Genomic DNA, 13671 nt, shown 5'->3' with positions numbered 1-13671 from the left:
CGATGACGATCAAGGTGCGCCGGACTCCGGGCGGGACGGCTCCGGGTGCGGCGGGTTCGCCGGAACCCAGCCGGTCGGGGCTCGCGGTACTGCTGCTCGGCGGGAGCGGTCTGCTGCTGCTCTCGATCGCCGTCGCCGTGACGATCGGGCCCGCGGACATCGGCGTCGGCGACGTGTTCACGACCGTGCTCTCGCGCCTGGGACTCGCCGATCCGACGCTGTCGGTGCTGCGCGACGGCATCGTGTGGGACCTGCGTATGCCGCGGACGCTGCTGGCCGCCGTGTGCGGCGCCGGGCTCGCGGTGTGCGGCGTCGTCATGCAGTCGCTGCTGCGCAACCCGCTCGCCGATCCGTTCGTGCTCGGCGTCTCGTCCGGCGCGTCCACGGGTGCGGTGCTCGTCGTGGTGCTCGGCATCGGCGGCGGCGTGCTGTCGATGTCGGGCGGGGCGTTCCTCGGCGCGGTCGCGTCGTTCGCGCTGGTGCTGACGTTGAGCCACACGCTCGGCGGAACGACCGACCGCGTCGTGCTCTCCGGTGTGGCCGTGATGCAGCTGCTGTCGGCGTTGACGTCGTTCATCGTGCTGACCTCCGCCGACGCCGAGACCACCCGCGGCGTGCTGTTCTGGCTGCTCGGGTCGCTGGCCAACGCCGGCTGGTCCGAGGTCCTCATGTGCGCGGTCGTGCTCGCCGGGACGCTGCTCGTGTGCGGCGCGTACGCACGCTCGCTGGACGCGTTCGCCTTCGGCGAGGACGCGGCGTCGACGCTCGGGGTCGCCGTCGGGCGGACGCGCGTGGTGCTGATGTCGGTGACCGCACTGCTGACCGCCGTGCTGGTCAGCTCGGTCGGGGCGATCGGCTTCGTCGGACTCGTCCTGCCGCACGCCGCACGGCTGCTCACCGGGCCCGGGCACGCGCGGCTGCTGCCGGTGAGCGCGCTCGCCGGCGCGGTACTGCTCGTGTGGGTCGACACCGTCGCCCGCACCGTCCTCGAACCGCAGGAGGTGCCGGTCGGCGTCGTCACGGCGTTGATCGGCGTGCCCGCGTTCGTGCTGATCCTCTACCGCTCGCGAGGTATCCGATGAGCGGCGGCGCACGTGGGGACGGGCCGCGCGGTGATCTCGCGGCGGAGGGTCTCGCGGCGGATCGGGTGTCGCGGCGGCTCGGCGGCGAGCTCGTGCTCGACGGGGTGAGTCTCACGCCCGCGACCGGGTCGACGGTCGGCGTTCTCGGGCCCAACGGTTCCGGCAAGTCGACATTGCTGCGCGTGCTGGCCGGCGTGCTGACGCCGACGTCCGGGGTCGTCACCGTGGACGGCCGCGACCTGGGCGACGTCGGCAGGCGCACCCTGGCCCGGCGGGTGGCCGTCGTCGAACAGCACGCCGACACGCAGATCCCGTTGACCGTGCGCGACGTCGTGGGCCTCGGCCGCGTGCCGCACCGGCGGGCGTGGCTGTCGGCCTCGGCCGACGACGAGGCCGCCGTCGCCGAGGCCCTCGAGCAGACCGGCATGACCACCAAGGGCCGGCAGCGGTGGCAGACGCTGTCCGGCGGCGAACGCCAGCGCGTGCAGATCGCCCGCGCGCTCGCGCAACGTCCGCGGGAACTGCTGCTCGACGAACCGACGAACCACCTCGACGTGCAGCACCAGTTCGAGCTGCTCGACCTGCTGACATCGCTGCCCGTGACGTCCGTGGTCGCACTGCACGACCTCAACCTGGCCGCGATGTACTGCGACGACATCGTCGTGCTCGACCACGGCGTCGTCGTCGCGGCGGGCAGCCCCGCGGAGGTGCTGACCGAGGCCCTGATCCTGCAGGTCTACAGCGTCAAGGCCGAGGTCACCACGAGCCCCGAGGGCCACCCGCACGTCCGCTTCATCCGCACCTGACCCGCCGTGTCAGCACCCCACGACGCCGTGTTGGCACCCCACGACGCCGTGTTGGCACCCCAGGGCGCCGTGTTGACAATCCGGGGCGCCGGGACGTGACGTCACCGTGCGCGAAACGCCAACACGGCGTCGCCAGATGCCAACACGGCGACGCCAAGTGCTGACACGCCCGCGCAGGATGCTGACACGGCGGTTTGTCAGCCGAAGCGGCCGGAGATGTAGTCCTCGGTCGCCTTCTGGTTCGGGGTGGAGAAGATCTTCGTCGTGTCGTCGATCTCGACGAGCTCGCCCGGCTTGCCCACGCCCTGCAGGTTGAAGAAGCCGGTCGTGTCGCTGACACGGGCAGCCTGCTGCATGTTGTGGGTGACGATGACGATCGTGTAGTTCTCCTTGAGCTCCAGCATCAGGTCCTCGATGGCCTGCGTGGAGATCGGGTCGAGCGCGGAGCACGGTTCGTCCATCAGCAGCACGTCGGGCTGCACCGCGATCGCACGCGCGATGCACAGGCGCTGCTGCTGACCACCCGACAGGCTCGAACCCGGCCGCGGGAGGCGCTCCTTGACCTCTTCCCACAGGTTGGCCGACTTCAGCGATCGCTCCACGACGTCGTCCATCTCGGACTTCTTGAGTCGCGTGTTGTTGAGCTTGAGCCCGGCGGCGACGTTGTCGTAGATCGACATGGTCGGGAACGGGTTCGGCCGCTGGAAGACCATGCCGATCTGCCTGCGCACGTTGACCGGGTCGACGCCGGGGCCGTACAGGTCGTCGTCGTCCATGACGACCGACCCCTCGACCCGTGCGTTCGGCACGAGCTCGTGCATGCGGTTGAGGGTGCGCAGGAACGTCGACTTGCCGCAGCCCGACGGCCCGATCAGCGCGGTGACCGACCGCGGCTGGATGGTCATCGACACACCCTGCACCGCGAGGAACTTGTCGTAGTAGATGTCGAGATCCTTGACCTCGATGCGCTTAGCCACAGTTACTTCCTAATCTTTCCGGGCGCTTCCGGGCCGTCAACGGGTCTTCGGGGCGAACAGCTTGGAGATGATGCGGGCGATGAGGTTGAGCAGCATCACGATGATGATGAGGATCAACGCCGCGCCCCAGGCACGTTCCATCGCGGCCTCGGCGAACAGGCCGGGGTTCTGATACTGGTAGTACGAGAACACCGACAGGGTCGTCATTCGCCCGTCGGTCGGGTTGGTATTCATCGCATCCGCCAGGCCCGCTGTCACGAGCAGTGGCGCTGTTTCGCCGATGACGCGGGCGATGGCGAGCGTGACGCCGGTGGCGATGCCGGCCAGGGCGGTCGGCAGGACGACCTTCACGATCGTCCGCCACTTCGGAACCGCCAGTGCGTACGAGGCCTCGCGCAGCTCGTTGGGCACGAGCTTGAGCATCTCCTCGGTCGACCGCACCACGGTCGGGATCATCAGCACGCTGAGCGCGACCGCACCGGCCAGGCCCATGCGGACGCCGGGACCGAAGATCATCACGAACAGCGCGTAGGCGAACAGACCCGCGACGATCGACGGGATACCCGTCATGACGTCGACGAAGAACGTGATCGCCTTGGCGAGCTTGCCCTTGCCGTACTCGACCAGGTAGATCGCCGTGAGCAGGCCGATCGGCACCGAGATCGCCGCGGCGAGACCGGTGATGATCAGCGTGCCCATGATGGCGTGGTAGATACCGCCGCCCTCGCCGGCGACACCGGCCATCGAGTGCGTGAAGAACTCGGCGTCGAAGCGCTCGACACCGTTCGAGATGACCGTGACGATCACGGAGATCAGCGGCAGCAACGCGAGCAGGAACGCACCGGTCACCACGGCGGTGACGAGCCGGTCCTTCGCCTTGCGCGGCCCCTCGACGGTGCGCGACCAGACGTAGATGACGACCGTGTAGGCCAGCGCCGCGAACACGGCGCTGCCAGCGACGGTCCAGTCGGCCGCGAAGTACAGCAGCAGGCCGAGCGCGACCGCACCGACGAGCAGGCCGGTGCCGGCTCCGCGGGGCAGCTGTCCCGCCGTCAGCGGCACCCCGCCCAGCGGTTCGTCGAGGTCCGGGCCCGGGCCGGAGGTCGTGGTCGAGGTTGACATCAGTTGGCTCCGGAGAAGTCTTTGCGCCGGTTGATGATCGCGCGGGCGGCCATGTTCACGACCAGCGTCAGGGCGAACAGCACCAGACCCGAGGCGATCAGCGTGTGCATGCCCAGCCCGGTCGACTCGGGGAACTGGAGCGCGATGTTCGCGGCGATGGTCGGCGGGTTGTCGCTGCTGATCAGGTTGAACGTGATGCCACCCGAGGCCGACAGGACCATGGCGACGGCCATCGTCTCACCGAGCGCGCGGCCGAGACCGAGCATCGACGCACCGATGATGCTGGAGCGGCCGAACGGCAGCGCCGCCATGCGGATCATCTCCCAGCGCGTCGCGCCGAGGGCCAGTGCCGCCTCCTCGTGCAGGGCCGGCGTCTGCGCGAACGCCTCGCGCACGACCGCGGTGATGATCGGCAGCACCATCACGGCGAGCACGATGATCACGACGAGCATGGTGCGGCCGGTGTTCGACGGCGGGCCCTCGAACATCGGGATGAAGCCCAGGTTCTGCGACAGCCACGTCGTGGGCGACACCGTCATCGGCGCGAGCACCTCGATGCCCCACAGACCGAAGATGATGCTGGGCACCGCGGCGAGCAGGTCGATGATGTACCCGAGGGCCTTCGCGAGGCTGCGCGGTGCGTAGAAGGTGATGAACAGCGCGATCGAGACCGCGAGCGGCACCGCGATGAGCAGCGCGAACACCGCGGAGATGATCGTTCCGAACAGGAGCGGCCAGATGTAGACCGCGAGTCCCTGACCGCCGGGGATGGTCTCGGGGTCGGCGATGATCGCCGGCCACGCCTCGGTGAGCAGGAAGGCTGCCACACCGGCGAGCACCACCAGGATGAGCGCACCCGAGCCGGTCGAGATGCCGGCGAAGATGCGGTCACCGGGCCGCTGCGGTACCCGGGTTTTCTTCCGGGGCGGGGCCTCGGTACTGGAAGCCACGTTCTATCCCTTCCGTTCTTGTGTTCGGCCGCCGCCGTGATTCACGTAGGTCTCCTGACACGCGTGTGTCCGGGTGGCCGCCTCGTCGTCGAGGCGGCCACCCGGACTACCGGCACGTTGAATAGTCGCAGCTTGGTGCTGGCGGCTACGGGTGGATCAGTTGCCGCCGCCGGCGGGGGCGATGGCGTCGACGGCCGGCTGAACCTGCTGGCGAAGCTCGTCGGAGATCGGCGCCGAACCGGCGGTCTCCTGCGCGGCCTGCTGGCCCTCTTCGCTGATGGTGTAGTTCAGGTAGTCCTTCACCATGTTCGCCTTGCCCTCGTCGTCGTACTGGGCGCACGCGATGACGTAGGAGACCAGGACGATCGGGTAGGTACCCGCCTCGGTCGTGTCGCGGGCGAGGTCGAAGGCGAAGCTGTGCTCGCCCCGGTCACCCTCGGCGCGCTCGGAGACGTCGACCACCGAGGCCGCGGCCTCGGGCGAGTACTCGACGAACTCCTCACCCACGCCGACGTTGACGCTGTTGAGGTCGCCGGCCTGGCTGGCGTCGGCGTAGCCGATGGAGCCGTTGCCGTTCTGGACGGCCTGGACGACACCGGCGGTGCCCTGCGCGGCCTCGCCGCCCTGGACCGGCCACTCGTCGCTGACCTCGTGCGGCCAGTCCTCGGGCGCGGCGGCCTCGAGGTACTCGACGAAGTTCTCGGTCGTACCGGAGGCGTCCGAACGGTTCACCGGGCTGATCGCGGTGTCCGGCAGGTTGGCGTTCGGGTTGTCCGCCTGGATCTCCGGGTCGTTCCAGTTGGTGATCTCCTGGTTGAAGATCTTCGCGATGGTGGCCGGCTTGAGGTTCAGCTCGTTGACACCCTCGACGTTGAAGACCACGGCGATCGGGGAGATGTAGGCCGGGATCTCGACGAAGCCGCCCTCGCCGCAGCGCTCCTGCGCGGCCTGGACCTCTTCGTCGTCGAGGTAGGAGTCCGAACCGGCGAAGTCCGTGCCGCCGCTGATGAACTGCTCACGGCCACCGCCGGAACCGACCGGGTCGTAGTTGATCGAGCCCTCGTTGTTCTCGAGGAACCCGGTCCGCCAGGCGGTCTGCGCGGCTTCCTGGGCACTGGCGCCGGCGCCGTTGATCGTCGTCCCGCCACCGCCTCCTTCCTCGTTGGCGGCGCCGCACGCGGCGATACCGAAGGCGAGGGCGGCCGTCGTCGGCAGCACCAGTGCGCGACCCAGGGTGGAACGCTTCACGATTGACCTCTTCCGGGATTCAGGGCGGCCGCCGTCCGCGAGCCACCCGCTCGGGGTTACTGCGTCGAACCGTATGGGCGGGACATGACACCGCTCCATGAAGCAGATGAACGCGATATGAACGAGGTGTGTCGCAGGCGGAACATCACGACGACATCACCGTGGGGTGACCGGCGGCTGTCGGCCGCCGGTTCCCAGGTCATACAGCACGTGTCCAACGCATGATCCGAGTGGATGAAGCCCAGTTGATCAGATGTCGCTGCCACTGTGATTTGGCATACGCCCAGTGACGACGAAGAGCATGCGGCGGGCCACCGACACCGCGTGATCGGCGTAGCGCTCGTAGAACCGGCTCAGCAGCGTGAGGTCGACGGCCGGCGAGACGCCGTGCTCCCAGTCGCCGTCCATGATCACGGTGAAGAGGTTGCGGTGGATCTCGTCCACCTCGTCGTCGTCGCCCTCGAGGGCCTTCGCGGCCTCGGCGTCGTCGCTGCGGACGACGGCCTCGAGCTGCCGGGCCAGGCGCACGTCCACCTGACCGAGGCGCTCGAACGCCGGGCGCACCTCCTCGGGCAGCACCGGGTTCGGGTGCCTGCGCCGGGCGGCCTTCGCGACGTGCAGCGCGAGGTCACCCATGCGCTCGATGCTCTCCGCCGCGTGCAATGAGGCCACGACGATCCGCAGATCGGTGGCGACCGGCGCCTGCAGGGCGAGCAGGCCGTAGGCCTTCTCCTCCGCGGCCGAGCGCGCGTCGTCGACCTTCACGTCGTCGGAGATCACCTGCTCGGCGAGCGCGAGGTCCTGCTCGAGGAGGGCCTTCGTCGCGCGTTCCATCGCCTCGGCGACGAGTTGGACCATGTCGCCGAGCTGGCCGCGCAGATTGTCGAGTTCGAGGTTGTAGGCATCCCGCATACGGCCGACTCTACGGCCCGCGATGGCCTAACGCCGAATGCGCATGTGAACCGTCCGTGAACCCGCCCTGACGTCTTCGTGAGTGCTGACCTGCGCGGGGATGTTGCCGGCCCGATCTTGCTCAACTGCCGCTCACCCGACGGGACCAACTCCGGCCTACTAGGAGACGGCCCCCGCCGCGGGCTGTTCGACGGCACGCTGTTCGTCCGGATCGCCCGACTCCGGTTGGTCCGGTTCCTGCCCGGGCAGCGGCGTGTTGTCGATGATCGCGTCGAACAGGGCACGTGAGTCCTGTTCCAACAGCACCTCGTTGCCGCGCTCGTTGGACTCGCCGACCGTCGGGATCGTCAGGAACTCCACGGCACCGGCGTCGAATCCGCGCATCGACTGGGCCAGGGTCAGCATCTCGTCGACACCGATGTTTTCGCCGTACGTCGACGCGGCGAACGCGTTGACGAACCGGGTCAGCTTGTCGGTGTCGAACAGGACGTCGCTCGAGAGCGTCTTCGTCAGCAGCGCCGACAGGAACTTCTGCTGCCGTTCCATGCGGCCGTAGTCGGAGAACGTCGGGTCGCTGTACACCTGGCGCGCCCGCACGAAGCTCAGCGCCTGCTCGCCCCGCAGCTCGACCGTGCCGTGCTCGGCGACGACGTCCCCGAGCACGCGTCGACGACCGGTTCGTCGATCTGCACCGGCACACCGTCCACCGCGTCGACCATGTCCTTGAAGCCGTGGAAGTCGATGCCGACGAAGTGGTTGATCTTCATGCCGGTGAGGTCCTGGACCACCTTGGTCACGCATTTCGGCCCGCCGACCGCGTACGCCGTGTTGATCTTGATGGCCTCGTTGGCCGGCGCCGTACCGCCGTACTCGCCCGTCTCGGGGTTCCAGCGCTCGCACTCCGGCCGGGAGATCTCCAGGTCACGCGGGAACGACACGACGACGGCGCGCTCCCGATCCTCCGGGATGTGGGCGACCATCAACGTGTCCGAACGCGCACCCGCCACCGCGTCGGTGTCGCCGATGTTCTCCTCTTCCTCCGCGCCCTCCCGCGTGTCCGAGCCGAGGATGATGAAGTTCTCGTCGCCGATCTGACCGGGCAGGATGCTGTCGGAGTTCTCGTCGAGCGCGGCGATCTGGTTGAACTTGGACTCGAACCACGTCTTCGCGCCCCACGCCACGCCCGTTGCCAGGAAGACGAGCGCCGCGAGGGTCACCGCGCACACCCTCGTCGCCAACCGCGCCCGGTCGTTCTTGCGCTGCTTCTTCTCCTGCAGGCGCGTGCGGGCGGCCCTGGTCTCGGCGTCGTCGGTGCCGGTTTCGTGGTGGGCGGCGCTCTCGGGGTCGTCGGTGTCCTTGGCGTCGTTGTCCCTGTCGGCGTTGTTGTCGTCGTCGCCGACGGCCGATCCGCGGTTGCCGATGGTCGACGTGACGACCGCCTGCAGGCGCGTGCGCGTGTGGTCGAGCCGTGCGGCGAGTTTCGCCTTCTTCGCGCGCCGCTCCTCCTCCTCGGCCTCGAGTTCGTCGTGGGCGGCCGAGAAGCGGGCGAGCGTGTTGTCGATCTTGCGCTTGTACTGCGTCTGCTCGTCGACCGGCTCCATCTGGTCGGTCATGGTGAGCCGGTCGCGCCGGGCGTCCTCGTCGGGCCGCGGACTCAGCGGGCGACGCGGACGCGGCGGTGCCGGCACGGGCGCGGCCCCGGAGTGGGACGCGGCGGCGACGTCCCGCGCGGGGCGTCGTCGTGGTCCGGGCGTCGTGGTCCGGGACGTCGTGGTCCGGGACGTCGTCGGGGTCCTGACGGTTGCCGCCCAGCGCGGCGCCGACACCCGCACCGGCAGCGGCGCCGCCCAGCATCGCTGCGACGGCGCCGGGCGCGATCGGCGGCTCGTCCCGTTCGGGCTCGCGCGGCCGGGGCTCCCGCGGACCGCGCGGCCCGGGTTCGCGGACGGGCTGTTCACGGGCCTGCGGGTGCCGTACGTCGTGCGCATACGGGTCGCGGACGGGCGGGCCATCGGCCGGCGCGGGGTGCGGCCGCGGCCGCGGCCGCGGAGGGCGAGGTAGCCCGTTCGGACCCGGCGCGTTCGGTCCCCGGCCGTTGGGGCTCTGGCCGTTCGGGCCCTGGCCGTTGACGCCGGCACCGTTGACGCCGGCACCGTTGACGCCGGCGCGTTGGGGCCGGCGCGTTGGGGCCCGGGCGAGGGGGCCGTGGGCCCGGCGGGACGCGCGGGGCCGCCGGAGTTCCCGGCGGGACCTGTTGGGGACCGGAGTGCTGCGGCTTCCGCGGACCGGGCGGCGGCGCGGGCGCGGCACCGTCCGGACGGCCGCCACGTCCCGGCGGCGGGCCCGGGCGCGGTTTCTGCGGCGGCCCCGGGGGCGGGCCCTGCTGGGGGCTCGCCTGCGGGGCGGTGGGGCAGGCCGGGCATCGGCGGACGGCCGCGGCGGAGCGTCCGGACCGCGCGGCGGAGCGTCCGGACCGCGCGGCGGCGCGTCGGGTCCGGACCGGAGTGCGTCGGGTCCACGCGGGGGTGCTGCCGGCGGGCGCTGCGCGTCGACCGGCCTGCGGGGAGGTGCGGCAGGCTCGGGAGGCGCCGGGGGCTGCTCCGCGAACGGCGCGAACGACGCGGGCGGAGCGGCTGGGGCGGGTACCGCGCGGGGCGCCGGGCGGGCGTCGGGTGCGGGCGAGCGGGGCGCCTCCGGACGCTGCTCCGGTTCCGGGCGCTGTCGGGGCTGCTGGGCTTGTTCGGGTTGTCGGGGTTGTTCTGGTTGTGCGGGTCTGCCCACCGGGGCGGGGCCGGACTGATTGCCGCCGCGCGGTTGCGATTCGGACATCCGCGTCGGCGCGTCGACGTCGGCCGGGTTGATGCGGGCCGCGCGCGCCTCGGTGCGGTCGATCTGGCCGGCCGCCGCGTACGCATTCTTCCGGTCGAGACCACCCGAGCCGGGCGCACGCCGTTGCCCGCGTAACCGTTGCCGTTGCGGCCTGCGCCGTTGCCGTTCCCGTTGGTGGCGTTCCCGTTGGTGCCGTGGCCGGCGCGTCCCGGCTGCGGGGTGTATCCGGTCTTGGCGAGGAGTTCGGAGACGCTCGTGCCGCCGTCGGCCTCGAGGGAGCGGCGGCGTTTGCGTTCGGAGTTCGCCCGGTTGCGTTCGGCGCGGGCGCGCCATTCGGCGATCTGGTCGGCGGCGATCTGGGCATGCCGGGAGGAGGGCGTGTTGTGGTCGTCCGACACGCACACTCCTTCCCCATGAGCCTGGTCAACGCATTGGCGCGACGTCCCAACACGGTTGCCGGCTAGATCGTCTCGGTGGCAGTGAGCGTTATCGTACGGACGTCCCTCTTTCGTGACGACACCAAGCCGTGAACTTTTTACTCAGCGTTGCCGCAGTTCGGACGAATGGTCGCACTCAGGTGACGTGGGTGATGCCGTCCTTACGAAGGCGTCGCGGGGATATGCGCACTCTGCGTACGCAGCAGCTGAACCTCGCCGCCGCTGGAGAACGCCACCGAGTTGCGACCCCCTCGTTTTGCCTGGTACAGGAGCCGGTCGGCGGCGCGGAGGGCGCTGTACGGATCGCTGTCGGCGGCCGCGACGCCGGCGCTGACGGTCACGGCCAGCCCGGGCCGCACCCGCGACCACGGATACGCCTCGACCCGGTCCCGCGCGCGGTGCACCACGCGGACGGCCACGGCCGTCGACCGCGCGGGAACGGCCAGCACGAACTCCTCCCCGCCGTAGCGGGCGCAGAACGCGCCGGGCGGCAGCGTCTGCCGGACGATCCGTGCGACCTGCCGTAGCACGCGGTCGCCTACGTCGTGCCCGAAGCGGTCGTTGATGTCCTTGAAGTGGTCGAGATCGATCATGGCGAGCGCGGCGGAGCCGAGTCCGGGCAGCACGCGGTCGAGGTAGCGACGGTTGTAGGTGCCGGTGAGCGCGTCGGTGAGGCTCTCCCGGCGCAGCCGTTCGACCTCGTACTGGGGCGCCGCGACGGGAGCTGTCGTGGGCACGGTGCGGGCCTGCGCCTGACTGACCTGCAGTTCGCGGGCCTGCAACTGACGGGCCTGGTGCAGGGCGGAGCGCAGCTGTTCGTAGGCGCTGCGCCAGTCGCCCTGCTCGGCGTACGCGCTGGCCCGCGACTCGTGCGCGGCGAGCAACGTGGACGGGTCGGCGTCCCGGGTCTGCGCATGCTGCGTGCGGGGCCGTGTCACCACGTCACCTCCGTCGATCGATCCCCCATGCACTGGGTGTCGACAGGAGGGACGGAGCGCTTGAGCGACATACACCCGCGGAACACGAGAATCGCTCGGGAGGACGAGTCAGAGCCGGAACAACCGGGTGAAGACGGCGAGGAGTTCCTTCGGTCCGGTGACGGCGACGAGCCCCTCGTCGAGCGCGGTGCCGGCGTCGACCTCGCCGGCGAGCACGGCGCGGATGGCCGGTCCGCTCTCGATGACCAGATCGGGCTCCGCCTCCGGTGCCGCGCCGACGCCCGCGGTGAGGACCCCCGCGGCGACGTGGGCGTGCACGACGACGTCGCCGAGGCGCAGTTCGAACCGCACGTCCGACTCGGTGGCGGCGGCGCCGGCCCGGAACGCCGAGCGCAGGGCGATGACCATCGAGTCCGGGGTGACGATCTCGTCGGGCCGCGGGTCGCCGAGCGACCGGGCGCCCCAGCGGCCGAGGGCGAGCACGACGTCCTCGAGGTCGGCGCCGTACTCGGTGAGTTCGTAGACGACCGAGCCGTCGGGCCGGGGCAGCAGGCGGCGCTCGACGATGCCCGCGGCCTCGAGTTCCTTGAGCCGGGTCGACAGGACGTTGGTGGGGATGCGCGGCAGGCCGCGTTTCAGATCGGTGTAGCGCTTCGGCGACACGAGCAGATCGCGGACGATGAGCAACGCCCACCGCTCGCCGACCAGTTCGACCGCCCGAACCAGCCCACAGAACTGTCCGTACTGACGCTTGCCCACCGGCCGATCCTACCCGCCCCTACACCAGCAAAACCACACTTGCAATTCCGCACCAGCGCGCCGTGCGATGCCGGTCAGCCGCCGGAGTGCATCATGTCGGCGCCTTCGGGGACGCAGGGGTCGTCGGGGTCGTCGAGCCAGCCGTGGGGCAACGTGACCTTGCCGGGCGAGCCCTGCCTGCCACGCGGACCGAGCGCGTCGGCGGGGAACGGCGCGTCGTGGTCGAGCCGTTCGATCAGGTCGTCGAGCTGCTCCAACGACGACACCGTCGCGAACGACCGGCGCAGCTCCGATCCGACGGGGAAGCCCATGAAGTACCAGGCCATGTGCTTGCGGATGTCGCGCATGGCCTTGTCGTGCCCGTCGTGGGAGATGAGCAGCTCGGTGTGCCTGCGCAGCACGCGCGCCACCTGGCCGAGGTTCGGCGCCTCCGGCGCGGGCCGCCCCTGGAACGCGGCCTCGAGCTCGCCGAACAGCCACGGCCTGCCGAGGCAGCCGCGGCCGACGACGACCCCGTCGCAGCCCGTCTCGCGCACCATGCGCAGCGCGTCGTCGGCGGTGAAGATGTCGCCGTTGCCGAGCACCGGGATGCTCGTGACCGCTTCCTTCAGCCGCGCGATCCGGGTCCAGTCGGCCTGGCCGGAGTAGCGCTGCGCGGCCGTGCGCGCGTGCAGCGACACCGCCACCGCACCTTCGGCCTCGGCGATCCGCCCGGCGTCGAGGTACGTGTGGTGCTCGTCGTCGATGCCGACGCGGAACTTCACCGTCACCGGCACGCCCGCGGGCTCGGCGGCCTCCACGGACGCGCGCACGATGTTGCCGAACAGCTTCCGCTTGTACGGCAGCGCCGAGCCGCCGCCCTTGCGCGTCACCTTCGCGACGGGGCAGCCGTAGTTCTGGTCGATGTGGTCGGCGAGCCCCTCGCCGACGATGATCTTCACGGCCTCGCGCATCGTCGCCGGGTCGACGCCGTAGAGCTGCATCGACCGCGGGTACTCGCCCGCGGCGAAGGTCATCATGTGCATCGTGCCGGGGTGGCGTTCGACGACGGCGCGCGCGGTGATCATCTCGCACACGTACAGGCCGGCGCCGTATTCCTGACACAACTGGCGAAACGCGACATTCGTGATGCCCGCCATCGGTGCGAGCACGACCGGCGGGTCGACCCGATAGGGGCCGACCTGCAGCGCAGGCGTCGTCATGGTGGCGGTCATACCCCCCAGGTTAATGGCCGCCGTGTCAGCACCCCACGCCGCCGTGTCAGCATCCTGCGTCGCCGTGTCAGCATCCTGCGTCGCCGTGTTGGCATCCTGCGTCGCCGTGTTGGCATCTCGCGTCGCCGTGTTGCGGATCGGTGCCGCCGTGATGGACCCTCGGGAGATCACGACGGCGGCCGCCCCGACGGCCCGCGGATCAACCTAACGGTGTTCACAGGGCATTGTCCGCGGATTACCCGCACCGACAATTCCCGTTTCGCAGAATTTCCCCCACTACCCCGAACAGCCGCCGGTGAATTCGCTCGGTAATAGTATCGATCACCGATCGGAGCTATCCCGGCGAGAATAACGGTGGCTATCTTCGCTCTTGTGGGCACGCAATGTGCACGCCCAC

At 70.3% G+C, this 13671-nt stretch carries 14 protein-coding genes; 4 read left to right on the top strand and 10 right to left on the bottom strand.

Translation table 11 applies throughout. The annotated features are described in order from the left end of the window. Window positions 1-2: 2 nt before the first annotated feature. Together BJF85_RS08920 and BJF85_RS08915 are read left to right on the top strand one after the other, a co-directional pair. Window positions 3-1082: an iron chelate uptake ABC transporter family permease subunit gene (locus BJF85_RS08920; RefSeq protein WP_083666137.1), complete on the top strand. Its 1080-nt coding sequence runs from the start codon at window positions 3-5 to the stop codon at window positions 1080-1082. Further along, complete coding sequence (locus BJF85_RS08915; RefSeq protein WP_075846581.1) at window positions 1079-1888, top strand: ABC transporter ATP-binding protein; 810 nt, start codon at window positions 1079-1081, stop codon at window positions 1886-1888. The genes BJF85_RS08920 and BJF85_RS08915 overlap by 4 nt, the downstream gene beginning before the upstream one ends. Before the next feature lie 197 nt (window positions 1889-2085). Here the strand turns inward: BJF85_RS08915 and pstB are convergent, their stop codons facing one another. The 7 genes from pstB to BJF85_RS26520 all read right to left on the bottom strand — a co-directional run bounded on the left by pstB (window position 2086) and on the right by BJF85_RS26520 (window position 8710). Next, window positions 2086-2865, bottom strand: coding sequence for a phosphate ABC transporter ATP-binding protein PstB (pstB, locus tag BJF85_RS08910; protein ID WP_075846580.1), 780 nt, complete (start codon window positions 2863-2865; stop codon window positions 2086-2088). Between the two features lie 36 nt (window positions 2866-2901). Continuing rightward, window positions 2902-3987 (bottom strand): phosphate ABC transporter permease PstA, encoded by a 1086-nt coding sequence (gene pstA, locus BJF85_RS08905; protein ID WP_075846579.1) that lies wholly within the window; start codon window positions 3985-3987, stop codon window positions 2902-2904. Continuing rightward, entirely contained in the window at window positions 3987-4937 is a 951-nt protein-coding gene (gene pstC, locus BJF85_RS08900) for a phosphate ABC transporter permease subunit PstC (protein WP_075846578.1), read from the bottom strand. The genes pstA and pstC overlap by 1 nt, the downstream gene beginning before the upstream one ends. A gap of 156 nt (window positions 4938-5093) precedes the next feature. Beyond that, entirely contained in the window at window positions 5094-6185 is a 1092-nt protein-coding gene (pstS, locus tag BJF85_RS08895) for a phosphate ABC transporter substrate-binding protein PstS (protein WP_075846577.1), read from the bottom strand. 249 nt (window positions 6186-6434) lie between these two features. After that, entirely contained in the window at window positions 6435-7097 is a 663-nt protein-coding gene (gene phoU, locus BJF85_RS08890) for a phosphate signaling complex protein PhoU (protein WP_075846576.1), read from the bottom strand. Window positions 7098-7256: 159 nt separating this feature from the next. Next, window positions 7257-7760, bottom strand: a complete 504-nt coding sequence (locus BJF85_RS29865) for an LCP family protein (RefSeq protein ID WP_075846575.1) — start codon at window positions 7758-7760, stop codon at window positions 7257-7259. Then, complete coding sequence (locus BJF85_RS26520; protein ID WP_255375494.1) at window positions 7700-8710, bottom strand: LCP family protein; 1011 nt, start codon at window positions 8708-8710, stop codon at window positions 7700-7702. Before BJF85_RS26520 ends, BJF85_RS29865 begins: the two co-directional genes overlap by 61 nt. Here BJF85_RS26520 and BJF85_RS08875 point away from each other — a divergent pair. Then, complete coding sequence (locus BJF85_RS08875) at window positions 8709-9158, top strand: hypothetical protein (protein ID WP_158056850.1); 450 nt, start codon at window positions 8709-8711, stop codon at window positions 9156-9158. The two genes, BJF85_RS26520 and BJF85_RS08875, sit on opposite strands and share 2 nt — an antisense overlap. A 1366-nt stretch (window positions 9159-10524) precedes the next feature. Here BJF85_RS08875 and BJF85_RS08870 read toward each other — a convergent pair. The 3 genes from BJF85_RS08870 to dusB all read right to left on the bottom strand — a co-directional run bounded on the left by BJF85_RS08870 (window position 10525) and on the right by dusB (window position 13274). Then, window positions 10525-11301, bottom strand: a complete 777-nt coding sequence (locus BJF85_RS08870) for a GGDEF domain-containing protein (RefSeq protein ID WP_075846616.1) — start codon at window positions 11299-11301, stop codon at window positions 10525-10527. Between the two features lie 108 nt (window positions 11302-11409). Further along, window positions 11410-12060, bottom strand: coding sequence for a helix-turn-helix domain-containing protein (locus tag BJF85_RS08865; protein WP_075846572.1), 651 nt, complete (start codon window positions 12058-12060; stop codon window positions 11410-11412). Window positions 12061-12134: 74 nt separating this feature from the next. After that, a complete protein-coding gene (gene dusB / locus BJF85_RS08860) occupies window positions 12135-13274 on the bottom strand; it encodes a tRNA dihydrouridine synthase DusB (protein WP_075846571.1) in 1140 nt (379 codons plus the stop codon). Between the two features lie 22 nt (window positions 13275-13296). On the opposite strand from dusB, the gene BJF85_RS27915 reads away from it, so the two are divergent. Continuing rightward, the gene (locus tag BJF85_RS27915) at window positions 13297-13482 is read left to right on the top strand and encodes a hypothetical protein (protein ID WP_158056848.1); all 186 of its coding nucleotides are present in this window, start codon (window positions 13297-13299) and stop codon (window positions 13480-13482) included. Window positions 13483-13671: the final 189 nt, after the last annotated feature.

The organism is Saccharomonospora sp. CUA-673, assembly GCF_001942305.1.
Classification (GTDB): Bacteria; Actinomycetota; Actinomycetes; order Mycobacteriales; family Pseudonocardiaceae; genus Prauserella.
The sequence above is the reverse complement of the archived record's forward strand: the minus strand, read 5'-3'. Positions and strand labels throughout refer to the sequence as shown.